This window comes from Micromonospora sp. NPDC047620, from assembly GCF_043205005.1.
Taxonomy (GTDB): Bacteria; Actinomycetota; Actinomycetes; order Mycobacteriales; family Micromonosporaceae; genus Micromonospora.
In genome coordinates this window covers 191,284-215,945 of sequence record NZ_JBIDDG010000010.1, presented here as the reverse complement: position 1 = coordinate 215,945, position 24,662 = coordinate 191,284, and the positions used below count along the sequence as shown (strand labels likewise).

Annotated in this window: 18 protein-coding genes and 1 pseudogene; 14 read left to right on the top strand and 5 right to left on the bottom strand. The window is 74.0% G+C overall.

Annotated elements, in window-relative coordinates; translation table 11 throughout:
* Position 1: 1 nt before the first annotated feature.
* Entirely contained in the window at positions 2–1,057 is a 1,056-nt protein-coding gene (locus ACGF5C_RS14910) for an AAA family ATPase (protein ID WP_393301554.1), read from the bottom strand.
* 573 nt (positions 1,058–1,630) lie between these two features.
* Here ACGF5C_RS14910 and leuS point away from each other — a divergent pair.
* Complete coding sequence (leuS, locus tag ACGF5C_RS14905; protein ID WP_393301551.1) at positions 1,631–4,492, top strand: leucine--tRNA ligase; 2,862 nt, start codon at positions 1,631–1,633, stop codon at positions 4,490–4,492.
* 186 nt (positions 4,493–4,678) lie between these two features.
* On the opposite strand, the gene ACGF5C_RS14900 is transcribed toward leuS, so the two are convergent.
* Genes ACGF5C_RS14900 through ACGF5C_RS14885 form a run of 4 tightly spaced genes read right to left on the bottom strand, consistent with a single transcriptional unit; the run spans position 4,679 to position 8,139 of the window.
* Entirely contained in the window at positions 4,679–5,491 is an 813-nt protein-coding gene (locus ACGF5C_RS14900) for a phosphotransferase (RefSeq protein WP_393301548.1), read from the bottom strand.
* Positions 5,492–5,499: 8 nt separating this feature from the next.
* Positions 5,500–6,183 carry a TVP38/TMEM64 family protein gene (locus tag ACGF5C_RS14895; RefSeq protein ID WP_393301545.1) on the bottom strand — a complete coding sequence of 228 codons (684 nt, stop codon included), beginning with the start codon at positions 6,181–6,183 and terminating at the stop codon, positions 5,500–5,502.
* Complete coding sequence (locus ACGF5C_RS14890; protein WP_393301542.1) at positions 6,180–6,902, bottom strand: type 1 glutamine amidotransferase; 723 nt, start codon at positions 6,900–6,902, stop codon at positions 6,180–6,182. Before ACGF5C_RS14890 ends, ACGF5C_RS14895 begins: the two co-directional genes overlap by 4 nt.
* Positions 6,892–8,139: a MurT ligase domain-containing protein gene (locus tag ACGF5C_RS14885; protein ID WP_350712137.1), complete on the bottom strand. Its 1,248-nt coding sequence runs from the start codon at positions 8,137–8,139 to the stop codon at positions 6,892–6,894. Before ACGF5C_RS14885 ends, ACGF5C_RS14890 begins: the two co-directional genes overlap by 11 nt.
* A gap of 356 nt (positions 8,140–8,495) precedes the next feature.
* Here ACGF5C_RS14885 and mraZ point away from each other — a divergent pair, with 356 nt between their 5' ends.
* The 13 genes and pseudogenes from mraZ to ACGF5C_RS14820 all read left to right on the top strand — a co-directional run bounded on the left by mraZ (position 8,496) and on the right by ACGF5C_RS14820 (position 24,591).
* On the top strand, positions 8,496–8,927 hold the full coding sequence (gene mraZ, locus ACGF5C_RS14880; RefSeq protein WP_393301539.1) for a division/cell wall cluster transcriptional repressor MraZ: 432 nt from the start codon (positions 8,496–8,498) through the stop codon (positions 8,925–8,927).
* Positions 8,928–9,129: 202 nt separating this feature from the next.
* Positions 9,130–10,243, top strand: a pseudogene (gene rsmH, locus ACGF5C_RS14875) (16S rRNA (cytosine(1402)-N(4))-methyltransferase RsmH).
* A complete protein-coding gene (locus ACGF5C_RS14870) occupies positions 10,233–10,838 on the top strand; it encodes a septum formation initiator family protein (protein WP_393301536.1) in 606 nt (201 codons plus the stop codon). The pseudogene rsmH and the gene ACGF5C_RS14870 overlap by 11 nt, the downstream one beginning before the upstream one ends.
* Positions 10,839–10,843: 5 nt before the next feature.
* Positions 10,844–13,042: a peptidoglycan D,D-transpeptidase FtsI family protein gene (locus ACGF5C_RS14865; RefSeq protein WP_393301533.1), complete on the top strand. Its 2,199-nt coding sequence runs from the start codon at positions 10,844–10,846 to the stop codon at positions 13,040–13,042.
* A gap of 52 nt (positions 13,043–13,094) precedes the next feature.
* A complete protein-coding gene (locus ACGF5C_RS14860) occupies positions 13,095–14,657 on the top strand; it encodes a UDP-N-acetylmuramoyl-L-alanyl-D-glutamate--2,6-diaminopimelate ligase (RefSeq protein WP_393301530.1) in 1,563 nt (520 codons plus the stop codon).
* On the top strand, positions 14,654–16,105 hold the full coding sequence (gene murF / locus ACGF5C_RS14855) for a UDP-N-acetylmuramoyl-tripeptide--D-alanyl-D-alanine ligase (RefSeq protein WP_393301527.1): 1,452 nt from the start codon (positions 14,654–14,656) through the stop codon (positions 16,103–16,105). Before ACGF5C_RS14860 ends, murF begins: the two co-directional genes overlap by 4 nt.
* Positions 16,102–17,229, top strand: a complete 1,128-nt coding sequence (gene mraY / locus ACGF5C_RS14850) for a phospho-N-acetylmuramoyl-pentapeptide-transferase (protein WP_357693294.1) — start codon at positions 16,102–16,104, stop codon at positions 17,227–17,229. Before murF ends, mraY begins: the two co-directional genes overlap by 4 nt.
* A 307-nt stretch (positions 17,230–17,536) precedes the next feature.
* Positions 17,537–18,949, top strand: coding sequence for an FtsW/RodA/SpoVE family cell cycle protein (locus tag ACGF5C_RS14845; RefSeq protein WP_393301683.1), 1,413 nt, complete (start codon positions 17,537–17,539; stop codon positions 18,947–18,949).
* Positions 18,949–20,055, top strand: coding sequence for an undecaprenyldiphospho-muramoylpentapeptide beta-N-acetylglucosaminyltransferase (gene murG / locus ACGF5C_RS14840; RefSeq protein ID WP_393301523.1), 1,107 nt, complete (start codon positions 18,949–18,951; stop codon positions 20,053–20,055). Before ACGF5C_RS14845 ends, murG begins: the two co-directional genes overlap by 1 nt.
* Before the next feature lie 55 nt (positions 20,056–20,110).
* Complete coding sequence (gene murC / locus ACGF5C_RS14835; protein ID WP_393301520.1) at positions 20,111–21,655, top strand: UDP-N-acetylmuramate--L-alanine ligase; 1,545 nt, start codon at positions 20,111–20,113, stop codon at positions 21,653–21,655.
* On the top strand, positions 21,652–22,467 hold the full coding sequence (locus ACGF5C_RS14830; protein ID WP_393301517.1) for a cell division protein FtsQ/DivIB: 816 nt from the start codon (positions 21,652–21,654) through the stop codon (positions 22,465–22,467). The genes murC and ACGF5C_RS14830 overlap by 4 nt, the downstream gene beginning before the upstream one ends.
* Positions 22,468–22,719: 252 nt before the next feature.
* On the top strand, positions 22,720–23,835 hold the full coding sequence (gene ftsZ, locus ACGF5C_RS14825) for a cell division protein FtsZ (RefSeq protein ID WP_350686241.1): 1,116 nt from the start codon (positions 22,720–22,722) through the stop codon (positions 23,833–23,835).
* Positions 23,836–23,844: 9 nt separating this feature from the next.
* A complete protein-coding gene (locus tag ACGF5C_RS14820; protein ID WP_393301514.1) occupies positions 23,845–24,591 on the top strand; it encodes a YggS family pyridoxal phosphate-dependent enzyme in 747 nt (248 codons plus the stop codon).
* The last annotated feature ends 71 nt before the right edge of the window (positions 24,592–24,662 follow it).

Below are 24,662 nucleotides of genomic sequence, written 5' to 3'. Positions count from 1 at the left end.
GTCACCGCCTCCGCGGCTCGTAGGGGGCTCGGCCGTTGCCCTCGCCCGTCGGTCGGGTGTCGTACGGGGAGCGCTTGCGGTCGTGCGGCAACGGCAGCCGGTGCACCAGCTCGGAGACGATCGCGTCGGTGGTGCGCCGGGCCAGCTGGGCGTCGGCGGTCGGGATGATCCGGTGCGCGAGCACCGGCACGGCCAGCGCCTGCAGGTCGTCGGGGAGGACGTAGTCCCGCCCCTCCAGGGCGGCGACCGCGCGGGCGGTGCGCAGCAACTGGAGGGTGGCCCGCGGGGAGGCGCCGAGGCGCAGGTCGGGGGCCTCCCGGGTCGCGGTGACCAGGTCGATCGCGTACTGCTTGACGGCGTCGGCGACGTGCACCTGCCGGACGTGCGCGATGAGCTGCCGCACCGTGTCGGCGTCGGAGACCGGCCGCAGCTCGTCCAGCGGGTCGGTGGCGCCGTGCCCGTCGAGCATGGCCAGCTCCGCGTCGGGGTCGGGGTAGCCCATGGCGATGCGGGCGGTGAACCGGTCGCGCTGCGCCTCGGGGAGGGGGTAGGTGCCCTCCATCTCGATCGGGTTCTGGGTGGCGACGACCATGAACGGCGTCTGGAGCTGGTAGGTGACGCCGTCGACGGTGACCTGCCGCTCCTCCATGCACTCCAGCAGCGCGGACTGGGTCTTCGGCGAGGCGCGGTTGATCTCGTCGCCGACGACCAGGTTGGCGAAGACCGCGCCGGGACGGAACTCGAAGTCGTGCGTCTCCTGGTTGTAGACGCTGACGCCGGTGACGTCGCTGGGCAGCAGATCCGGGGTGAACTGGATGCGGCGCACCGAGCAGTCGATCGAGCGGGCCATGGCCTTGGCGAGCTTCGTCTTGCCGACGCCCGGCACGTCCTCGATGAGCAGGTGTCCCTCGGCGAGCAGCACCGCCAGGGCGAGCCGCACGGTGGCGGTCTTGCCCTCGATGACCTGCTCGATGTTCGAGACGATGGCTTCGCTGGCGGCGCGGAACTCGTCGTGCGGCAACAGGCCGCCCACCTCGTCCCAGGTCTGTTGTGTCACGGGCCTCCTCCTCGTCGCCGGACGGCAGCTCTGTATAGAGCAGCTGGACCCGCCGTTGGGTTCGCGGCGCCGAGCCTCGTCTGCCGCAGGAATCTCACTGGTCTCTCAGGCTAACCATGTTTGTCGCTGTCGCCGACCCCCGCAGGTGGACCGTCGGTTACGCCCCGAATATTCGCCGGGTCGGGGGATCCGCCCGTCGCTCTGGGTGCCGCCCATGATCACGAAGGGCGCGCCCGGGGGCGTTTCGGACGGGGCCCGCGTCCCGACCCGTGGTAGCGGGCGGCGTGCGGGACCGGACGGCGGGTACACTCCCGGTCATGGCCGGATTCTTCCTGCTCCTTACCGGGCCGTGCTGATGCGCTGACGCGCGACAGCACGGCGGCCCCTCCTGCGCGAGGGGCTTTTTTGTGCCCTCCGCCGGGCGCCCCGGCGGTCGGCCCCGGCGCCGGCCCCGACGGCACGACGCGCCGGGAGAGCAGACCCGATCCATACCGACATGACCGCGCCGAGCGAGGTCAGCATCCAGCCCGGCCGTGGCGTGGCCGGCGGCGACGAGCGAAGCGAGGAGACGCCATGAGTGAGGCAGCAGCGGCGGGCGACATTCCCCCGTTCCGGTACACCGCGGCCCTGGCCGAGGAGATCGAGCACCGCTGGCAGGACGTCTGGGCGCGGGAGGGCACCTTCCACGCCCCGAACCCGACCGGCCCGCTGGCCGACCCCGGCCACCCCCGGGCCGGGGCGGAGAAGCTGTACGTGCTGGACATGTTCCCGTACCCGTCGGGCGCCGGCCTGCACGTCGGGCACCCGCTGGGCTACATCGGCACCGACTGCTTCGCCCGCTACCAGCGGATGGCGGGGCGGAACGTGCTGCACGCGATGGGCTTCGACGCGTTCGGCCTGCCCGCCGAGCAGTACGCGGTGCAGACCGGCACCCACCCCCGGACCACCACCGTGGCCAACATCGAGCGCTACAAGGCGCAGCTGCGCCGGCTGGGCCTGGCCCACGACGAGCGACGCTCGGTGGCCACCATCGACACCGACTTCTACCGCTGGACCCAGTGGATCTTCCTGCAGGTCTTCAACTCGTGGTACGACACGGAGGCGAAGCGGGCGCGCCCGATCGCCGAGCTGATCGCCGAGTTCGAGGGCGGCAACCGGCCCACGCCCGACGGCCGGCCGTGGGCGGAACTGTCCGTCGCCGAGCGGCGGGCCGTCGTCGACGAGCACCGGCTGGCGTACGTGTCGCAGGCGCCGGTCAACTGGTGCCCCGGGCTGGGCACCGTGCTGGCCAACGAGGAGGTCACCGCCGACGGCCGCTCCGAGCGGGGCAACTTCCCGGTCTTCAAGCGCAACCTGAAGCAGTGGATGATGCGGATCACCGCGTACGGCGACCGGCTGCTGGACGACCTGGACACGCTGGACTGGCCCGAGCCGATCAAGCTGATGCAGCGCAACTGGATCGGCCGCTCCACCGGCGCGCACATCGAGTTCGCGGCCTCGACCGATGATTCCGGTTCTGCGGGCGAAGCCCGCATCAAGGTCTTCACCACCCGGCCGGACACGATCTTCGGCGCGACCTACATGGTGCTGGCGCCCGAGCACGAGCTGGTCGACGCGCTGGTGCCGGCCGCCTGGCCGGAGGGGACGAAGGACGCCTGGACCGGCGGGCACGCCAACCCGCGGGCGGCCGTGGAGGCGTACCGCAAGGCGGCCGCGGCCAAGACCGACGTCGAGCGGCAGGCCGACACGAAGGAGAAGACCGGCGTCTTCGTCGGGGCGTACGCCACCAACCCGGCGAACGGCGCGCAGATCCCGATCTTCATCGCGGACTACGTGCTGGCCGGCTACGGCACCGGCGCGATCATGGCGGTGCCCGCCCAGGACGAGCGGGACTGGGCGTTCGCCGAGGTCTTCGACCTGCCGATCGTGCGCACCGTGCAGCCGTCGGAGGGCTTCGACGGCAAGGCGTACACCGGGGACGGCCCGGCGGTCAACAGCGCCGCGCCCGACCGCGGCCTGGACCTGGACGGCCTGGGGGTCGCCGACGCCAAGGCCCGGATCATCGAGTGGCTGGAGGCCAACGGGCACGGCAGCGGCGCGGTGACCTACCGGCTGCGCGACTGGCTGTTCTCCCGGCAGCGTTACTGGGGCGAGCCGTTCCCGATCGTGTACGACGAGACCGGTGCCGCCATCGCGCTGCCGGAGGAGATGCTGCCGGTCGAGCTGCCCGAGGTGGACGACTTCTCGCCACGGACGTTCGACCCGGAGGACGCCGACAGCAACCCGGAGACCCCGCTGTCGCGCCGGCGCGACTGGGTCGAGGTGGAGCTGGACCTGGGCGACGGTCCGAAGCGCTACACCCGCGAGACCAACGTGATGCCGCAGTGGGCCGGCTCCTGCTGGTACGAGCTGCGCTACCTGGACCCGACCAACTCGGAGCGGTTCGTCGACGCGGAGAACGAGCGGTACTGGATGGGGCCGCGCGGCGAGGGCGACTGCGGGGGCACCGACCTGTACGTCGGCGGCGCCGAGCACGCCGTGCTGCACCTGCTGTACGCCCGGTTCTGGCACAAGGTGCTGTACGACCTGGGCCACGTCTCGTCGTTCGAGCCGTTCCGCAAGCTGTTCAACCAGGGCTACATCCAGGCGTACGCGTACACCGACGCCCGGGGGGCCTACGTGCCGGCCGAGGACGTGACCGAGCGCGACGGCGGCTTCTACCTGGGCGACACGGCCGTCAAGCGCGAGTACGGCAAGATGGGCAAGTCCCTGAAGAACGTGGTCACCCCGGACGAGATGTGTGCCGCGTACGGCGCGGACACCTTCCGGGTCTACGAGATGTCGATGGGCCCGCTGGAGGTGTCCCGCCCGTGGGAGACCCGGGCGGTGGTCGGCTCGTACCGCTTCCTGCAGCGGGTCTGGCGGGCGGTCGTCGACGAGCAGACCGGTGCGCTGCGGGTCACCGACGCGCCCGCCGACGACGCGACGCGGCGGCTGCTGCACAAGGCCGTCGACGGGGTCCGCGGCGACATGGAGGCGATCCGGTTCAACACCGCGATCGCCAAGCTGATCGAGCTGACCAACGGGCTGACCCGACTGGCGGAGACCCCGCGCGAGGTGGCCGAACCACTGGTGCTGATGGTGGCGCCGTTCGCCCCGCACATCGCCGAGGAACTGTGGCGCCGGCTGGGGCACGACACCTCCCTGACGTACGCGGACTTCCCGACCGCCGACCCGGCGCTGCTGGTGGCCGAGACGGTGACCTACCCGGTGCAGATCAACGGCAAGGTGCGGGGCCGGGTCGAGGTCCCCGCCGACGCTTCCGAGGAGACCGTCCGCGCGGCGGCCCTGGAGGCGGTCGCGTCGTCCCTGGCCGGCAGGGAGCCCCGCAAGGTCATCGTGGTCAAGGGCCGCGCGGTCTCCGTCGTCGTCTGACCGGCGCAAGGAAGGGCCCCCTCCTATCGCTTTTTGCATAGGAAGGGTCCCTTCCTTGCGTGCCCTGGCGTCCGGTCGGGGCACGCCCGGGCGGAACGGCGGGCGTGGTCCGGGGTGCGCACCCCGCCCGGCCGCCCCATCCCTTGGCAGCTCGACGGGGTGCGCGGCGTGCGGGCTTGGGGGCAGTCAGCGCAGGGCGGCCGTCACCGTTTCACGCTGGTCGGCCAGCCAGTCGTGCCAGCCGCGTACCGCGTCGGCGGCGCCCGCCGCGCGGAGCCGCCGCATGCCCGGGTCACCCCGGTCCGCTCCGGCCGCGATACCGCGCCAGGTCCCGTCGAGCTGGTCGAGCATCACGTCCACGAGGTCGGCGCGGGGCAGCGCGAGCGGCCGCGGGCCGGCCGCCTCGTAGGCGTCGCAGAGCAGCCGGGCGCGCCGGCCCAGCTCCGCCGGGTCGCCGCCCGGCCCCAGCTCCGCCCAGTGCCAGGCGGCGAAGGCCACGTCCTCAATCCGCCGGCCGGGACCGGCCAGGTCCCAGTCGAGCAGCGCCACCGGCAGCGGGCCGGCGGAAGAGTCGCGGTACACCGTGTTCTTCGGGGACAGGTCGCGGTGGCAGACCGTCTCGGCGTCCCCGGCGAGCGAACTGCCGGCGCACGCGTCGTGCAACCGCCGGACCAGCGCCGCCAGCATGGTCAACGCCGGGTCCGCGAAGTACGCCGGGTCCTCCCGGTCCCGCCACGGCACCCGGCCGTCGACGTGGCTGAGCACCTGCCGGCCCTGCTCGTCGGTGCCGAGGTGGCGGGGCGCGACGTCCGCGCCCACCCGCTCCAGGTGCCGCAGCAGCGCGGCGACGAAGTCGGCGTTCTGCGGCGGCGTACGCCGGACGGTGTCGCCGACGCGGACGACCTCGGCGATGAAGCCCCCGGAGAGCCGCTCCTCGCCCTGGTCCCCGCGCCGGTCGGGGCGGCCCGGGTCGGGGGAGGAGAAGGGTCGGCTCGGCACGGCGGGCCTCAGCCCGCAGTGAGCCGGCGCTGCCGCTCGGCGCGCCACCAGCGGCGGATCAGCACCGCGCTGGCGACCAGGCCGAGCGCGGCGGGAGCGGCGGCGAACCAGTTGACGTCGCCCGGGGAGGCGGCCGCCGCGCCCACGGCCGCGTACCCGAAGGCGGTGGGGACGGAGGCGATCACGCTGCCCGCCAGGAACGGCAGCACCCGGGCACCGGTGGTGCCGTAGCCGTAGCTGACCAGGCCGAAGCCCGCGATCGGCAGCAGCCGTACGGTGACCACGCCGAGGACGCTCTGCCGGGCGAACCAGCCGTCGAGGCGGGCCAGCCGGCCCCGCACCCGTTCGGCGACGAACTCCCGTCCGAGCAGGCGGCCGACCGTGAAGCCCAGCGCCGCCGCCAGCAGCGCCGCGCCCAGCGCGTACGCGGCGCCCTCCAGCGCGCCGAAGATCGCCCCCGAGGCGAGCGTGATGAAGGTCCGGGGGACGAGCGCCACCAGCAGCAGCGCCCCGCCGACGACCGCTGCCACGGGGGCGAGGTCGCCCAGCCGGTCGGCCAGCCGGGGCAGCTCCCCGACCTCCGGCAGGGGTACGACGAGCAGCGCCGCCCCGAACGTGGCGAGCAGGATCAGCAGCAGCGCGAACCGGGCGGCCGACCGCTGCCGCAGCAGCCGCCGGACGGCCGGGTTCATGCCCGGGCGGCGGCGGCCACCGCGGCGCGGCGCTCGGCGCGGAGCCGGTCCGTCCAGGTGTCGTCGAGCGGCGGGAGCTGGTGCACGCCGGTGGCCCAGCGCAGCAGCAGGTCCGCCAGGGCGGGGTTGCGGGCCAGGGCCGGGCCGTGCGAATACGTGCCGAGCAGCTTGCCCCGCCACGCCCCCTCGGTGGCGCCGTCGTTGCCGACCCCGGCGGTCACCCGGGCCAGCGGGGAGACCCCGGGGCCGAGGTGGGTGCGACCGCCGTGGTTCTCGAACCCGGTCAGCGCCGGCACGCCCAGCCGCGGGTCGATGTCGCCGGCCAGCTCCCCGACGGCCCGGGTCGGCCCGCGGTCGGAGGAGAGGTCGAGCAGCTCCAGCCCGGCGCACCGGGTGCCCTTGGCGAAGAAGGACGTGCCGAGGAGTTGGTAGCCGGCGCAGACCCCGAACACGACCGAGCCCTGGGCGACGGCCCGGTGCAGGCCGCCGTCGGCGAGCAGCCGTTGCGCGCCGAGCGCCTGCGGACCGTCCTCACCGCCGCCGATGAGGTAGATGTCGGCGGTGGCGGGGAGGCGCTGGTCGGAGCGGACCTCCAGCACCTCGACCGGGAACCCGCGCTGCCGCGCCCGGCGGGCGAGGATCAGGGCGTTGCCCCGGTCGCCGTAGGTGGAGAGCAGGTCGGGGTAGATCCAGACGATACGCAGGCTCTCAGTTGACACGGTCCAACTCCGCTCGGATGTCCTGGAACGCGGTGTAGTTCGCGATGACCTCCAGGCGGCCCGGAGGCACCGCCCGGACGGCGTCGTGGAACGTCCGCACGTGCTGGAACGGCACGTCGTTGACCTCCAGCCGGACCGCCAGGTCGTACGCGCGGTCGCCGGTGATCAGCACCTGCCGGCCGCGCAGCGGGGCGAAGTCGACGTCGAACAGCCAGGAGGTGTCGAGCCCGTCGGGGTCGCGGGCGTTGATGGAGAGCAGGGTCGGCGCCTCGTCGGCCATGTCGAACGCCTCCAGCCAGCTGGCCGGGTTCTTCGCCAGCAGCAGCCGGATGTTGCGCCCGTCCCGGTCGACCTGGGCGTAGCGGCCGGCGACGGAGGTGACGGTGCCGAGCTGGAGCACCGCGTCCACCGGCCGGACGCCGAACTCGGCGGCGACGGCCAGCGCGGTGGCGGCGTTGCCGAGGTTGACCTTGCCGGGAAGCTGGAGCTTGACCTTGTGCCAGGCGCCGGTCGGGTCGAGCACGCCGTCGTCCTCCACCGTCCACTGCGGCTGGGGCCGGCGCAGCGGGCAGCCGCTGCACCACCACTGCTCGCCGGAGCGCTGGATGGTCGAGCCGCACTCGGGGCAGACCCACGAGTCGTCGTGCCAGCGCTGCCCGGCGCTGAACCAGGTGACCTGGGGCGGGGCGATGCGGTGGTCGTGGTTGGGCGGCGGCGTCGCGGCCCACACCACCATCGGGTCGTCGGCGTTGGCGACGATGCGGACGTCGGTGTGCCGGACCAGTGCGGCGCGCCAGAGCTGCGCCATCATGGCGACCTCCTTGGCCCGGTCGAGCTGGTCGCGGGAGAGGTTGAGCAGCGCCACCACGTGCGGCTCGGTGGCCTCCAGCACCTGGGCCAGGTAGTGCTCGTCGACCTCCAGCACGGCGTAGGGGGTGCTGCCGGCCTTGGCCAGCGCGGAGGTGTGCCCGGTCGGCATGTTGGCGCCGAAGGAGTTGGTGGCGACCCGGCCGAGCACCCCGACCGCCGCGGCGGTCAGCCGGGTGGTGGTCGTCTTGCCGTTGGTGCCGGAGACCAGGGCGATGGCGCGCCCGGCCGACAGGTGGGCCAGCAGGTCGGGATCGATCTTCAGGCCGATCCAGCCGCCGATCACCGAGCCGTCGCCGCGGCCCGCGGCCCGCGACAGCGCCGCGGCGGTCCGCGACACCGAGCTGGCCACCTTCGCCCGCAGGGGCATCTTCGCGTCCGTCACCCGAGCGAGGTTACCGGACCGGCGGGCCCACCAGATCGCCGCCGAGGGCGAACCGTTCGGCCGGGGCGGTCCGGCGGGGTGGCCGGATCACGCTCAGCCGGACGGAGTCGATCTATGTCGGAAAGCGGACCGGCTCCGGGGGGCCGTCCGGCCCTCCACTCCGCTCCACCCCCTCTGACGTGCGGTTTCGCGCGGCGGAAGGGCGCGCCACGCGGGCGTTTCTGGTTGCGGGTGGAGGGAAGTGGAGTAGAGTGGGGCGCGATGGTGAGGCCGGGAGGGCCCACCGGCCCGGGGGGTCAGCGGCGCCGCGAACGCCGCTCAAGGGCGAGGGGGTTGGGCCGATGTTTCTCGGCACCCACACCCCGCGCCTCGACGACAAAGGCCGGTTGATCCTTCCGGCGAAGTTCCGGGACGAGCTGGCGGGGGGTGTCGTGATCACCAAAGGGCAGGAGCGCTGCCTCTACGTCTTCCCGATGCCCGAGTTCCAGCGGATCGCGGAGCAGTTGCGCGTGCAGCCGATGACACACAAGGCGGCCCGGGCCTACAGCCGGGTCTTCTTCGCCAGCGCCCACGACGAGGTGCCCGACAAGCAGGGCCGGGTGACGATCCCGGCCCACCTGAGGTCGTACGCCGCCCTCGAGCGGGACCTGGTCGTGATCGGCGCGAGCACCCGGGTGGAGATCTGGGACAGGGCGGCCTGGGAGAACTACCTCGCGGAGAGCGAAGACGACTTCGCCGACATCGAGGAGGGGGTGCTGCCCGGCGGTCTGTAGGGCGTGACGACGCCCGACGTACTGCGAGATCTCCACCCGCTTTCGAGTTCCTGGCACCCCTTCCCCGGTGCCAGGCGCACGATCCGATGGGAGGGCCGCGGCCTCCGGCGGGCGGGAGCGGATGGGGATCTGGCGGTACGACGGCACAGCGTCGTCCGACGACAGGCACATGAAGGACGAGGTTCAACCAGTGGGGGTCGACATGGGGGAGCTACGCGGCACGCACGTGCCGGTGCTGCTCGAGCGGTGTCTCGAGTTGCTGGCCCCCGCGCTGGGCCGGGGCGGGCGGACGGTCCATGTCGACGCGACGCTGGGCCTGGCCGGGCACGCCGAGGCGGTGCTGGAGGCGCATCCGGAGACGGTGCTCATCGGGCTGGACCGGGACACGGAGGCGCTCGCCCACGCGCGCGTCCGGTTGGCCCGCTTCGCCGACCGCGTCCACCTGGAACACGCGGTCTACGACGAGCTGCCCGAGGTGCTCGACCGGCTCGGCTACCCGGGGATCGACGGGATCCTGTTCGACCTGGGGGTCTCGTCGCTGCAACTCGACGCGCCCGACCGCGGGTTCGCGTACGCGCAGGACGCCCCGCTGGACATGCGGATGGACCAGACCCGGGGGGTGACCGCCGAGGAGGTGGTCAACACCTACTCCCACCCGGACCTGGCCCGCGTGCTGCGGGTCTACGGCGAGGAGAAGTTCGCCGGCCGGATCGCCTCGGCGATCATCCGGGAGCGCGAGCGGGCCCGGATCACCTCGTCGGCGCGGCTGGCGGAGCTGGTGCGGGAGTCCATTCCGGCACCAGCCAGACGAACCGGGGGACACCCGGCAAAGAGAACGTTTCAGGCTTTACGGATCGAGGTAAACAAGGAGCTGGCAGCGCTGGAGACGGCGCTGCCGGCCGCGCTCGACAAGCTCAACGTGGGCGGCCGCATGGTGGTCCTGTCCTACCACTCGCTGGAGGACCGGCTGACCAAGGCGGCGCTCGCCGACCGGGTCCGTAGCAAGGGCCCGGTCGACCTCCCGGTCGAACTACCCGGGTCGGGTCCGACGTTCCGGCTGCTGAGCCGGGGCGCCGAACTGCCCGGGGAGCGGGAGGTCGCCGCGAACCCGCGGGCCGCCTCGGTGCGCCTGCGGGCCGCGGAGCGGCTCGACCCGGACGCGGCGCAGCAGGGGCGTACCGACCGCGAACGGTACCGCCGGCGGGTCAAGGCGATGCACCAACCGGGGGCGGGGTCCGCCGGGTCCGAGACGGATCCGAGGGACCCCGGGGGACGGGACAGGGACGGACGAAGAGGGGGAGGGACATGACGAATGACAAGCGCGACCGCCGGGACGTGACCGGCGGCGGGCAGCGCGCACCGCGGTCGGGGGGCCGGATCGCGGCGGAGCGGGCCACGCGCACCGGGACCGGCACGCCGAAGGCGGACCGGACGAGCCGGCTGGAGGAGACTCGCGCCCGGGGGGCGCGCGAGTTCCCGACGCAGGGCAGTGCCGCGCTGCGGCCGGCCGAGCGGGGCGGCGCCACCGCGGCGCGCCCGCCCCGGCTGCGGGTGGCGCCGCCGCCGCCGGTGAAGGTGCCGCGGGCGCCGTTCGCGGCGCTGGTGCTGGTGCTGGTGGTCGGCGGGGTGCTCGGCATCCTGCTGGTCAACACGAAGATCAACGAGAACGCCTTCCGGCTGGAGAAGCTCCAGGAGCAGCAGGCCAAGCTCGACCTGGAGCAGCAGCAGCTCAACAAGCAGATCGCCGACGCGGAGGCCCCGGGCAACCTGGAGGCCCAGGCCCGCCGGCTCGGCCTGGTGGAGGCGGGTGAGCCGGCCTACATCCGGCTGCCCGACGGCAAGGTGATCGGTGTGCCGCAGCCGGCCGACGGTCAACCGTCGATCACCAGCCAGCAGGGCGCGGGAGGCTGACGACCGTGCCACCGAGATCGGAGGAACCGCGCCGGGACGCCACGGGCTCCCGGCGCGGTTCGTCCCGCGAGGTCGGTGGCCGGGGCGCCGAGCGGCGTTCCGGCGAGCCGGGGGCCGGTGGCATCTCCGACGCGCGGGCGTACACCCCGCGGGGCCGCACCGTCCGGGAGCAGCGCGCTGGCGCCCGGGGCGAGCGCGACGACGCCGCCGGCCGCGCCGAGCAGCGCCGGACCCCGCGCAGCACCCGCTCCGCCGACCCGTTCCGCCCCGCGCTCCAGGTGCTCGACGGCGGGCGCGCGGGCGCCGGCCGGACCGGCCGTCGGGAGGCGGCGGGCCGCTCCGGCGTCGTCCGCACCGTCACCCCGCGCGGCCCGCGCCCCGACGACGATCCGCCGGCACCCCGCCGCGCGCCGCGCCGGCCGGACCGCCCGGCCGCCCGGCGACCGTCGCGCAAGCCGCCGAAGCCGCCGCGGCTGGCCGATCCCCGCCGCCGGCTGCGGCTGGGCACCGTGCTGGCCCTGGCGTTGTTCGCCGTCATCGGCATCCGGTTGGTCGTCCTCCAGGCCGTGGACACCCCGGCGTACGCGGGCGGCGGCGTGGCCGACCGGCTGCGCACCGTCACCCTGCCGGCGGCGCGGGGGGCGATCTACGACCGGGACGGCGCCCCGCTGGCGCACAGCGTCGAGGCGCGGTACGTCTACGCCGACCCGACCCGGGTCAAGGACATCCAGGGCACCGCGAAGGCGCTCTCCCCGCTGCTCGGCATCCCGGCCTCCAAGCTGGCCGAGAAGATGAAGCCGCGCAAGCGGATCAACGGCGCCGACTCCGAGTTCGAGTACCTGGCCCGGGGGGTGGACATCGACCGGGCCCGGCAGATCACCGCGCTGGAGCTGCCCGGCATCGGCACCCACCGCGACGAGCGGCGCGAGGTGCCCGGCGGCGACCTCGCCGCCAACCTGCTCGGTTTCACCAGCCAGGACATGGTCGGGCTGGAGGGGCTGGAGGCCCGCTACGACGACGTGCTGCGCGGCGAGGACGGCAAGCGCGTCTACGAGGTCGGCCTCGGCGACCTGGCCGCCCCGATTCCCGGCGGCTACAGCGAGACGACGAAGGCCAAGCCGGGCAGCTCCCTGCAGCTCACCGTCGACCGCGACCTCCAGTTCATGACACAGCGGATACTGGCCCGGCACATGGCCAAGAGCAAGGGCAGCACCGGCGCGGCCGTGGTCATCGAGATCCCCTCCGGCGAGGTGCTGTCCCAGGCCAGCCACCCCACCTACAACGCGGCGAAGCCCGTGCCGAGCGACCCGACCGACCGCGAGGACGCCGCCACCAGCTTCGTGGTCGACCCCGGCTCGGTGCACAAGGCGGTCACCTTCGGCGCCGCGCTCCAGGAGCGGGTGATCACCCCCGACACCACGCTGCCGATCCCGAACGCGATCCGCATGGGCGACACCTGGTTCGCCGACACCCACCCGGCCGGCGGCCGCCGGATGAGCCTGCCCGGCATGATGGCGTACTCGTCGAACGTCGGCACCATCCAGATCGCCGACAAGCTCGGCCCGGAACGCCTGATCGACTACCAGAAGCGGTTCGGTCTCGGCGAGCCGACCGGGGTCGGCATGCCCGGCGAGGCCAGCGGGCGGCTGCTGCCGGCCGACGAGTGGAGCGGGTCGTCGTACGGGTCGGTGCCGATCGGGCACAGCGTCGACGCCACGCCGCTGCAGATGGCCGCCGTCTACGCGACGATCGCCAACAACGGCACGTACGTCCAGCCGCGCCTGGTCAAGGCGGTCATCGGGCCGGACGGGAAGTCCACCCCGACCGAGCCCCCGGTCACCCGGTCGGTGCTCAGCCCGGAGAACGCCGCCGCCCTGCGCACCATCCTGGAGGCGGTGACCACCGTCGAGGACGGCACCGGCCGGGCCGCCGCGATCCCGGAGTGGCGGGTCGCCGGCAAGACCGGCACCGGCTGGCGGCTGGTCGACGGGCGCAAGCAGCCCGGCGAGGTGGCCTCGTTCATCGGCATGGCCCCGGCCGAGAATCCCCGCTACGTGATCGCGGTCTTCGCGCACACGCCCGCCGGCGGCGGCGGGGACATCGCCGCGCCGGCGTTCCGGGAGATGATGCAGTTCACGCTGCGTCACTACGGCGTGCCGCCGAGTGGGGAGAAGGCCCCGAAGTTCACGGTCTATCCGCGCTGAGCGGTCACGCCGGGACATCATCGGTGGGTGCGGACGAACCACCGGGGCGGCTGTGCGGCCGGAACCGGACGACCGGGTAGGGTCTGACGCCGTGCCCGGCAATCCTCGTCCCCGTACCGTGATCGGCACCCGGCTCGGCGACCTCGCCGCCCGGCTCGCCGTCGAGCCCCCGGAGGGGGCCGCCGAGCTGGTGGTGACCGGGGTGACCCACGCCAGCCAGGAGGTCCGCCCCGGCGACCTGTACGCCGCCCTGCCGGGTGCCCGCCGGCACGGCGCGGAGTTCGCCGCCGGCGCGGCGGCGTCCGGCGCGGTGGCGGTGCTGACCGACCCGGCGGGCGCCCCGGCCGCGGCCGAGGCGGGCCTGCCGGCGATGGTGGTCGCCGATCCGCGCGCGGTGCTGGGCGCCCTCGCCTCGGCCGTCTACGGCGACCCGACCGAGGGGCTGACGGTGATCGGGGTGACCGGCACGGCCGGCAAGACCTCCACCGCCTACCTGGTCGAGTCGGGCCTGCGCGCCGCCGGCCACACCACCGGCCTGATCGGCACCGTGGAGACCCGCCTCGGCGACCTGGTGGTCGACAGCGTGCGCACCACGCCCGAGGCGACCGACCTGCACGCGATGCTGGCCGCCGCCCGCGAGCGCGGCGTCACCGCCGTGGTCATGGAGGTCTCCAGCCACGCCCTGGCGATGGGGCGGGTCGGGGGCGTCCGGTTCACCGTCGGCGGCTACACCAACTTCGGTTCCGACCACCTGGACTTCCACGCCGACTCGGCGGACTACTTCGCCGCGAAGGCGCAGCTGTTCGACGGGCGCTGCGCGGTGGAGGTGCTCAACCACGACGACCCGGCGCTGAAGCCCCTGTACAAGCCCGCGACGGTGACCTACTCCGCGGCCGGCGACCCGACCGCCACCTGGTGGGCCGACGAGGTCGGCGGCGAGGGGTACGCGCAGCGCTTCACGGTGCACGGCCCGGACGGGCTGACCCTGCCGGCCGGGGTGGCGCTGCCGGGGCGGCACAACGTGGCCAACGCCCTGCTGGCCATCGCCGTCCTGGTCGCCGCCGGGGTGGACGCGAAGACCGCCGCCGCCGGCGTGGCCGCCTGCGGCGGGGTGCCCGGCCGGCTGGAGCTGGTGGCCGCCCCCGGGCCGGTGCGCGGTGTGGTCGACTACGCGCACAAGGCGGACGCGATCGTCGCCGCGCTGGCCGCGCTGCGGGAGTTCGGCGCCGGCCGGCTGATCTGCGTCATCGGCGCCGGCGGTGACCGCGACCGGGGCAAGCGGCCGGTGATGGGCGCCGCCGCGGCGGAGGGAGCGGACGTGGTGCTGGTGACCGACGACAACCCGCGTACGGAGGACCCGGCGGCCATCCGCGCCGAGGTGCTCGCCGGCGCCCGCCGGGCCGGCACGGCCGCCCGGGTCGAGGAGGTGCCCGACCGCCGGGCCGCCATCGACGCGGCGGTCCGGCTGGCCGAGCCGGGCGACGTCGTCGCGGTGCTCGGCAAGGGCCACGAACGCGGGCAGGAGATCGGCGGCGAGGTGCACCCGTTCGACGACCGCACCGAGCTGGCCGACGCGCTGCGCGCCCGGTTCGCCGACCCGGCGGGTCAGCGGTGATCGCGCTCAGCCTGGCCGAGGTCGCCTCGGCGGTCGACGGGCGGCTCGCCGCCGCCGACCCGGACGCCACGGTCACCGGCCCGGTCGAGTTCGACTCCCGCAAGGTGCGCCAGGGCGCGCTCTTCGTGGCCTTCCCCGGCGAGAAGGTGGACGGGCACGACTACGCCGCCGCCGCGGTGGAGGCCGGCGCGGTCGCGGTGCTCGGCACCCGCGAGGTGCCCGGCGTGCCGATGGTGCTGGTCGACGACGCGCTGGCGGCGATGGGCCGGCTGGCCCGCGAGGTGGTCGACCGGCTGCCGGGGCTCACCGTGATCGGGCTGACCGGATCCTCCGGCAAGACCACCACCAAGGACCTGATCGCCCAGCTCGCCGCGCGGCTCGGCCCGACGGTCGCCCCGCCCGGCTCGTTCAACAACGAGCTGGGGCACCCGTACACGGCGTTGCAGGCCGGGCCGGAGACCCGCTACCTGGTGATGGAGAAGGGCGCCCGGGGGGTGGGGCACGTGCGCTACCTGTGCGACGTGGTGCCGCCGCGGATCTCCGTGGTGCTCAACGTCGGGGTGGCGCACATCGGCGAGTTCGGCTCGGTGGAGACGATCGCGCTGGCCAAGGGGGAGCTGGTCGAGGCGCTGCCCGCCGACGGCCTGGCCGTGCTGAACGCCGACGACCCGCTGGTCGACGCGATGGCCTCGCGTACGGTCGCCCGGGTGATCCGTTACGGCGAGGCGGCACACGCCGACGTGCGGGCCGAGGACGTGACGCTGGACGACCGGGGCCGCGCCGCGTACACCCTGGTAACCCCGGAGGGGACCGCGCCGGTGCGGCTCGGGCTGACCGGCCGGCACCAGGTCTCCAACACCCTCGCCGCCGCGGCGGTGGCCCGCGAGCTGGGCATGCCGCTGGCCGAGACGGCGATCGCGCTGGGCGCGCTGGGGCTGGTTTCCACCCGTCGGATGGACGTCTTCGAACGCGCCGACGGGGTGACCGTGATCGACGACTCGTACAACGCCAACCCCGCCTCCATGGCGGTCGCGCTGCGCGCGCTGGCCGGCATCGGGCGGGAGCGGCGCACCGTCGCGGTGCTCGGCTACATGGCCGAACTCGGCCCGTTCGAACGCGACGGGCACGCCGAGGTCGGCCGGCTCGCGGCCGAGCTGGGCGTCGACCGGCTGCTCGTGGTGGGCGAGCCGGCCGCGCCGATCCACGAAGGCGCGACATCGGTAGGTGACTGGGGAGGAGAGTCGGTGCTGCTCACCGATCAGGCGGCGGCCGTCGAGGTGCTGCGGAGCGAGTTACGGCCGGGCGACGTCGTCCTGGTGAAGGGCTCCCGGTACCGCACGTGGGAGGTGGCCGACGCGCTGCGCGCCGACGCCGCCGGTGGGGGGAGCACCGACGCGACGGGTGGGCCCGCGGGCCCCGCGGTCGCGACCGAAGGCGGCACTGCATGAGGGCGGTCATCGTCGCCGTCGGGGTGGCCTTCCTGATCTCGCTCTTCTGCACCCCGATCGCGATCAAGGTGTTCGCCCGGCTGAAGGCCGGCCAGCCGATCCGATCAAACCTCGGGCTCGCCAGCAACGAGGGCAAGAAGGGCACGCCGACGATGGGCGGCGTGGTGTTCATCCTCGCCACGGTCATCGCGTACGTGGCCGGTCACCTGGCCCTGACCACCCTGCCGGACGCGCAGATCGCCCAGGTCGAGCCGACGATCACCGCCCTGGTGCTGCTGGGGCTGATGGTCTTCTCCGGCGCCGTCGGCTTCATCGACGACTTCCTCAAGGTGCGCAAGCGGCACAGCGGCGGGCTCAACAAGCGCGGCAAGCTGCTCGGCCAGATCCTGGTCGGGGCGGTCTTCGGGGTGGTGGCGCTCTACTTCCCGAGCACCATGACCGACGCCTCGGGCGCGGTGACCAACACCGAGACCGTGGGCAGCACCACGCTGAGCTTCATCCGGGACATCCCGGCGCTGGACGTCACCAAGATCGGCGCGGTGGTCATCTTCATCTTCGTGGTGATGGCCGCCACCAACGGCGTCAACCTCACGGACGGCCTCGACGGCCTGGCCACCGGGGCCTCGGTGATGGTCCTCGCGGCGTACGCGCTGATCGCGTTCTGGCAGTACCGGCACTGGTGCGCCGACCCGAACTACACCCAGGACTACTGCTACACGGTCCGGGACCCGCTGGAGATCGCGCTGATCGCCGGCGCGGCGGCCGGCGCCTGCGTCGGCTTCCTGTGGTGGAACACCTCGCCGGCACGGATCTTCATGGGCGACACCGGGGCCCTGGGCCTCGGCGGCCTGATCGCCGGCATGGCGATGTCCACCCGGACGATTCTGCTGCTGCCGATCATCGGCGGCCTCTTCGTGATCATCACGATGTCCGTGGTGATCCAGATCATCTCGTTCCGTACCACCGGCAAGCGGGTGTTCCGGATGTCGCCGCTGCAGCACCACTTCGAGCTCGCCGGCTGGAGCGAGGTCAACATCGTGGTCCGGTTCTGGATCATCGCCGGCATCGGCGTGGCCATCGCGCTCGGCCTCTTCTACAGCGAGTTCCTCGCCAACATGACCTGAGTCGACCGGTCGGTCCCGCCGCGGGGCCCGGGCGCGCGTCGCCCGGGCCCCGCGCCGTGCCCGGCAGGGGGAGGCGCACACCGCCGCGCGCAAGCCCGACACGCCGACCGGCCGGTTGCGCCGGTGGCGACCCCGGGAAACCGCGATGATGGTCTGCGTGGGGGAGGGCAGAGGCATCGAGGGCACGACAGAGACGACGCCCCGGCGGTCACCCGGAGCCACCCGTACGCGCGACGCGCCCGCCGCGACGCGCGGGCCGGACGAGGCCGGCGGCCGGGCGCTGCGCGGGGTGGACGCCGCGGGCGGGCTGGCCGCGTTGCGCGGCCTGCTGGACCGCCCGCTGGCCTCCTACTACCTGCTGCTGTCCAGCGCCGGGATGCTGCTGCTGATCGGCCTGACGATGGTCTTCTCCGCGACCAGCGTCCGCGAGTACGCCCAGGGCGGCAACGCCTTCGCCGCGCTCACCAAACAGGCGATCTTCGCGGTGATCGGCATCGTCGCCTTCTGGGCCTGCCAGCGGCTGCCGGCGAAGACCTACCGGGTGCTCGGCCGGCCGCTGCTGTTCACCGCCGTCGGCCTGCTGCTGGTGCTCAACCTGCTGCTCGCGTACGCGCGGCTGACCGGCCAGGACTCCGCCCGGATCGGCCCGATCGAGGCCCGGCTGCTGTGGCTCTTCGTCGGCGGCATCCAGGTGCAGCCCTCGGAGCTGGCGAAGTTCGCCCTGGTGCTCTGGGGAGCCCACGTGATCGCCCGCAAGGGCGCCGCACTGGGCTGGTGGCGCGAGCTGGCCACCCCGCTCTTCCCGGTCGTCGGCCTGCTCTTCGTCCTGGTCGGCTACAACGACCTCGGCACGATGCTCTGCCTGCTCGCCGTGGTGGTGGGGCTGCTCTGGGCGGCCGGGGTGCGGATGCGCGTCTTCGGCACGCTGTCCGTGCTCGGGCTGCTCGGCGTCGGCCTGCTGATCGCCGTCGCCTCCCTGGGCGCCGGCTCCGGCGAGCGGGGCGAGGAGAACTACCGCTTCGCCCGGCTGATGTCGTTCTTCAACCCGCCCTCCCCGGACGACTGCAAGCTCGCGGGCTGCTACCAGATCTACCAGGGGCGGCTGGCCATCGAGCACGGCGGCTGGTTCGGCGTGGGGCTCGGCAAGTCCAGCCTCAAGTTCGGCTGGCTGCCGGAGGCGCACAACGACTTCATCTTCGCGATCATCGCCGAGGAGCTGGGCGTGATCGGCTGCGTCGTGGTGCTCAGCCTGTTCGCCGTGCTGGCCTACACCGGGCTGCGCATCGCCCGGCGCGTCGAGGACCCGTTCCGCCGGCTCGCCGCCGCCGCGGCGACCACCTGGCTGGTCAGCCAGGCAGTGATCAACATCGGCGGGGTGGTCGGGCTGCTGCCGATCACCGGCCTGCCGCTGCCGTTCATCTCCGACGGCGGAAGCGCCCTGGTCGTGACGCTCGCCGCGATCGGGATGCTCGCCTCCTTCGCCCGCGCCGAACCCGACGCCGCCAGAGCGCTGCATGCCCGTCCGCCGGCCCGATGGGTCCGACTACTCTGGGCCCCGTTGCCGCCGCTTCCCGGGCGGCGACGCCGCCCGGCGTCGCCCCCGGCTGCCCGAGGGTCCGTGCCCCGGTCGCGGGAGCGGCGGCCCGACGACCAGGCCGCACCGCGCGGCGTCCGGCTCGCCCGGACCCGGCGCGGGTCGGCGGACGAGAGGAGACGTTGATGGGTCCGCTGCGTTCGGTGGTGCTCGCGGGAGGTGGCACCGGGGGGCACATCTACCCGCTGCTCGCCTTCGCCGACTGCCTGCGCCGACACGACCCCGGCGTCCGGATCACCTGCCTGGGCACCCCGAGGGGCCTGGAGAACGAGCTGATCCCGCCGCAGGGCTACGACCTGCGGCAGATCCCGGCCTACCAGCTGCCCCGGTCGGTCAACATGAACCTGGTCAAGACCCCGGGCCGGATGTGGACCGCGGCCCGCGCCGCGGGCAAGGTGATCGAGGAGGTGCGCGCCGACGTGGTGGTGGGCTTCGGCGGGTACGTCTCCGTGCCGGCCTACCTCGCGGCCTGGCGGCGCGAGCTGCCGATCGTCATCCACGAGGTGAACGTGCCGCCGGGCGTGGCCAACCGGCTCGGCATGAAGTTCACCAAGCACGTCGCCGTCGGCTTCCCGCACCAGCCCGCCCAGGCCGAGGCGCTGCGTGACGCCCGGGTGGTCGGCGTGCCGCTGCGCCGGGGCATCGCCGGCCTGGACCGGGTCGCCATGCGCAACGCGGCGCGGGCCCATTTCGGGCTCCGTCCCGACCTGCCGGTGCTCTTCGTCGCCGGCGGCTCGCAGGGCGCCCGCTCGATCAACCTCGCGGTCGCCGGGGCGGCCAAGGAACTCGCCCGCAACGGGGTGCAGGTGCTGCACGTGATCGGGGCCCGCAACGAGCCGGTGCCGGTCCCCACCGACCTGCCGGTCCCGTACGTGACGCTGCCGTACCTGTCCGAGATGGAGGCCGGCTACGCCGCCGCCGACCTGATGCTGGGCCGGGGCGGGGCGATGACCTGCGCCGAGGTGGCCGCGATCGGGCTGCCCACCATCTACGTGCCCTACCCGCACAGCAACCAGGAGCAGAAGCGCAACGCGCTGCCCGTGGTGGAGGCCGGCGGCGGGCTGCTCGTCGACGACGCCGAGCTGACCCCCGACTGGGTCGAGCGGACCGTCATCCCGCTGATCCGCGACCCGCACCGGCTCGCCGCAATGGGTGCCGCCGCGGCCGCGTACGGGCGCCGCGACGGCGACGAGGCGCTGCTCAACTTCGTCTACGAGGCGGTGGCCCGATGAGGGCGCGGCCCGTCCGCCCCGAGGCCCGCGCCGCCGCGACCGGAAGGTTCCCGTCATGAACACCGCACAATTCACCCCGGCAGGCACGCTCACCGCGGAGGACCTGGGCACGATCCACCTGATCGGGGTGGGCGGGGTCGGCATGAGCGGCCTGGCCCGGCTCTTCCTCACCCGGGGCATCCCCGTCTCCGGCAGCGAGCTGCGGGAGTGGCCGTCCCTGGCCGGCATGCGCGCTCTCGGCGCGACCATCCACATGAGCCACGAGGCGTCCAACCTCGACGGCGTCGACACGGTCGTCTACTCCTCGGCGATCCCGCAGGACCACCTCGAGATGGTGGAGGCGCGCCGGCGCGGCCTGCGCGTCCTGCACCGCTCCGAGGCCCTCGCGGCGGCGATGACCGGCCGCCGGACGGTGGCGGTCGCCGGCACGCACGGCAAGACCACCACCACCTCGATGGTCACGATGGTGCTCCAGCAGGCCGGGCAGGACCCGTCCTTCGTGATCGGCGGGGAGATCTCCGAGGTCGGCTCGGGCGCCCACCACGGCACGGGCGAGTACTTCGTGGTCGAGGCGGACGAGAGCGACCGCTCCTTCCTGATCTACCGCCCGTACGTGTCGATCATCACGAACGTCGAGGCCGACCACCTGAACACCTACGGCGACCTGGCCAACCTGGAGGCGGCCTTCGCCGAGTTCGCCCGGCTCACCGACCCGGACGGCTTCATCATCACCTGCGCCGACGACCCGGGCGGGCGGCGGCTGGCCGAGACGCTGCGCGCGGAGGGCCGGCGGGTGCACACGTACGGCGAGGCGGCCGACGCCGACCTGCGGCTGACCGGCGTCGCCTCCTCGGCACGGGGGGTCCGCTACCTGGCGGAGATCGACGGCCGGTCGCTGGGCGAGTTCCGGCTGCCGGTGCCGGGGCGGCACATGGGGCTCAACAGCGCCTCGGCGGTGCTGGCCGCGTACCTGCTGGGGCTGCCGCTGGAGGCGGCAGAGGCCGCGCTCGCGGCGTTCCCCGGCGTGCGGCGGCGCTTCGAGCGCAAGGGCGTCGCGGACGACGTGCTGGTCTACGACGAGTACGCCTACCACCCGACCTCGATGACGCTGGCGCTGCAGACGTTGCGCGAGGTGGCCGGGGACGGCCGACTGATCGTGGTGTTCCAGCCCTACCGGCTCTACCGCACCCGCGACCTCCAGACGGAGATCGCCGAGGCGCTGGCCATCGCCGACGAGCTGGTGCTGCTGGAGGTCTTCGGCCCGGGCGAGCTGCGCCAGCCGGGGGAGGGCTCGGCGGCGCTGGTCGAGGCCGTGCCGTTGCCGGCGGAGCGGAAGGTCTTCGTGGACTCGTGGGAGGCGGCGCCGGCCGAGGTGGCCCGGCGGGCCCGCCCCGGTGACGTCGTGGTGACCATGGGCGCCCCGCCGATCTCGCTGATGGGGGACCAGCTGCTGGACGCGCTGTCGGCGCGTACCGCCGATCCGGCGGCGCTGGCGAGCACGACGCCCGGCGGCGAGGCCGGCGGAGCGACGACCATCGGCGGCACCGTTCCCGGCGTCGGCGGCGCGGTCCCGGACGGCGCGGCGCCCGCGGCCGGATGAGCCCCGGTCCGGCGCGCGGGCGCACCACCGGCGCGGACGGCGGCGGCCGGCGCGGACCGGTGCGCCGATGGCAGCTGGTCCGGGCCGGAAGCGACGCGGTCCCCGCCTCGACCCGGCGGTTCATGGCCCGCGCCCGGCAGCGCCGGATGCGCGCCGCGCTGCCGTGGGCGATCGCGGCCGGCGTGCTCGGCCTGGCCGGGCTGGTCGCCTGGGCGCTGCTCGGCACCGGGCTGTTCGGGGTGCGCGAGGTCCGGGTCGAGGGCGCGGAGCTGGTCACCGCGGTGCAGGTGCGCGACGCGGCGGCGGTGCCCGACGGGGCTCCGCTGGCCGGGGCGGACCTGGCCGCCATCGCGCGGCGGGTCGGGAGACTGCCGGCGGTGGAGCGGGCGGTCGTCACCCGGGACTGGCCGGACGCGCTGGTGGTCCGGGTGACCGAGCGCACGGGCGTGGCGGCGGTGCCGCGCGGCGAACAGTTCGTGGTGATCGACGGGGCGGGCGTGGTCTTCCGGACCCTGCCCCGGCAGCCGGACGGCCTGCCGGTGGTCCGGCTCGCCGAGCCGGGGCCGGACGACGGGGCGACCCGGGCCGCCCTGGAGGTGCTCGCCGTGCTTACCCCGGAGCTGCGTGCCGGGCTGGTGGACGTGACCGTCGAGGGGCTGGCCCGGATCAAGCTCCGGCTGCGCGACGACCGGGTGGTGGTCTGGGGGGACGCGACCCGGGGCGCGGACAAGGCGCGGGTCGCCACGGCCCTGCTCGACCGCAAGGCCGACACCATCGACGTGAGCGCCCCGGACGTGGTGACCCTGCGGTGACCGGCAGCTCGGGCCCACCGGGCGACGTGACCCGTCCCGCTCCCACGGCGACACGCCGGGCGGGTCCTTGGCTCACGGCGTGGGTGCGCTTACGTTGCCCCGAAGGGGATCAGTGGTTGACATAACTGTAAGCCTCTAGTAGAGGGTGAGGGTTTAATCCTGATCCTCGCTGGTGACAGCTGTCGTCGACCGCTGGTCTGGCCAAGCCGTACCCGGTCGGCCCATGCCAATCTCGAAGGGAAAGGACCGGAGATGACACCTCCGCACAACTACCTGGCGGTCATCAAGGTCGTCGGCATCGGTGGCGGCGGCGTCAACGCCGTCAACCGGATGATCGAGGTTGGGCTCAAGGGCGTCGAGTTCATCGCGATCAACACCGACGCGCAGGCGCTGCTGATGAGCGACGCCGACGTCAAGCTCGACGTCGGCCGCGAGCTGACCCGTGGGCTCGGCGCGGGCGCCAACCCCGACGTCGGCAAGAACGCCGCCGAGGACCACCGCGACGAGATCGAGGAGGTGCTCAAGGGCGCCGACATGGTCTTCGTGACCTGCGGCGAGGGCGGCGGCACCGGCACCGGTGGGGCGCCTGTGGTGGCGAACATCGCGCGCAAGCTCGGCGCGCTGACCATCGGCGTGGTGACCCGGCCGTTCTCCTTCGAGGGCAAGCGCCGCCAGGTGCAGGCCGAGTCCGGGATAGACGAGCTGCGCAACCAGTGCGACACGCTGATCGTCATCCCCAACGACCGGCTGCTGGCGCTCGGCGACCGCAACATCAGCATGATGGACGCGTTCCGCACCGCCGACCAGGTGCTCCTCTCGGGTGTCCAGGGCATCACCGACCTGATCACCACGCCGGGCCTGATCAACCTGGACTTCGCCGACGTCAAGAGCGTGATGAGCGGCGCGGGCAGTGCGCTGATGGGCATCGGCAGCGCCCGCGGCGAGAACCGCGCCGTCGAGGCGGCCGAGGCGGCCATCTCCAGCCCGCTGCTGGAGCAGAGCATGGACGGCGCCCGCGGCGTGCTGCTCTCCATCGCCGGCGGGTCGGACCTGGGCCTGTTCGAGATCAACGACGCGGCCCAGCTCGTCACCGACGCGGCCCACCCGGACGCCAACATCATCTTCGGCGCGGTCATCGACGACGCCCTCGGCGACGAGGTGCGGGTCACCGTCATCGCGGCGGGCTTCGACGGCGGCGCTCCGGCGTACAAGGCCGCCGAGTCGGGCCGCAAGCCCAACCAGAACCAGCCCACCCAGCCCAGCACGCCGGTCACGCCCCCGCCGACGATGCCGGCGCCGACCCAGTCGCCGCGCCGGGTGCTCTTCGACGACGTGGACGTGCCCGACTTCCTCAAGAACGGTTCCTGAGCCCCGCCGATGACCGACAGCCCAGCCATGGTGCGCCCGGACCGGCGCGCCGAACTCGCGGCCGGCCTGGCCGACGTACGATCCCGGATCGCGCAGGCGTGCGCCGACGCGGGACGGGACACCTCCGAGGTCACGATGATCGCGGTGACCAAGACCTACCCGGCCGGGGACGTGGTGGCCCTGGCCGGGCTCGGCGTCACCGACGTGGGGGAGAACCGGGACCAGGAGGCGTCCGCCAAGGCGGCCGAGGTGGCCGCGGCCGGGGTGACGCCCCGGTGGCACTTCATCGGGCAGTTGCAGCGCAACAAGGCCCGGTCGGTGGTCCGCTACGCCGATGTGGTCCACTCCGTCGACAGCGTCCGGCTGGCGCGGGCGCTGGACGCGGCCTCGGCGGCGGGCCGGGACCGGCCGCTGGACGTGCTGGTCCAGGTCAGCATCGACGGGGCCACCGGCCGGGGCGGGGCGCTGCCCGACTCGGCCGACCCGGACGCCGGGCTCGGCCCGGTGGCCGAGGCGGTGGCCGGCGCGGACGGCCTGCGGCTGACCGGCCTGATGGCGGTGGCGCCGCTGGGCTGGGAGCCGGAGCGGGCGTTCGCCCGGCTGGCCGAGGTGGCCGCCGGGTTCCGGACGCTCCATCCGGGAGCCGCCGCCCTCTCCGCCGGCATGAGCGGGGACCTGGAGATCGCGATCCGGTACGGCGCGACACATGTCCGCGTGGGCAGCGCGTTGCTCGGAATGCGTCCCACGCTGCGGTAGCCTGACCGCGAGAGAAGCAAATTACATGCGTGTTGTTTGAAGGGGCGGCGTCCCGTTGTCGGGGGTCGTGG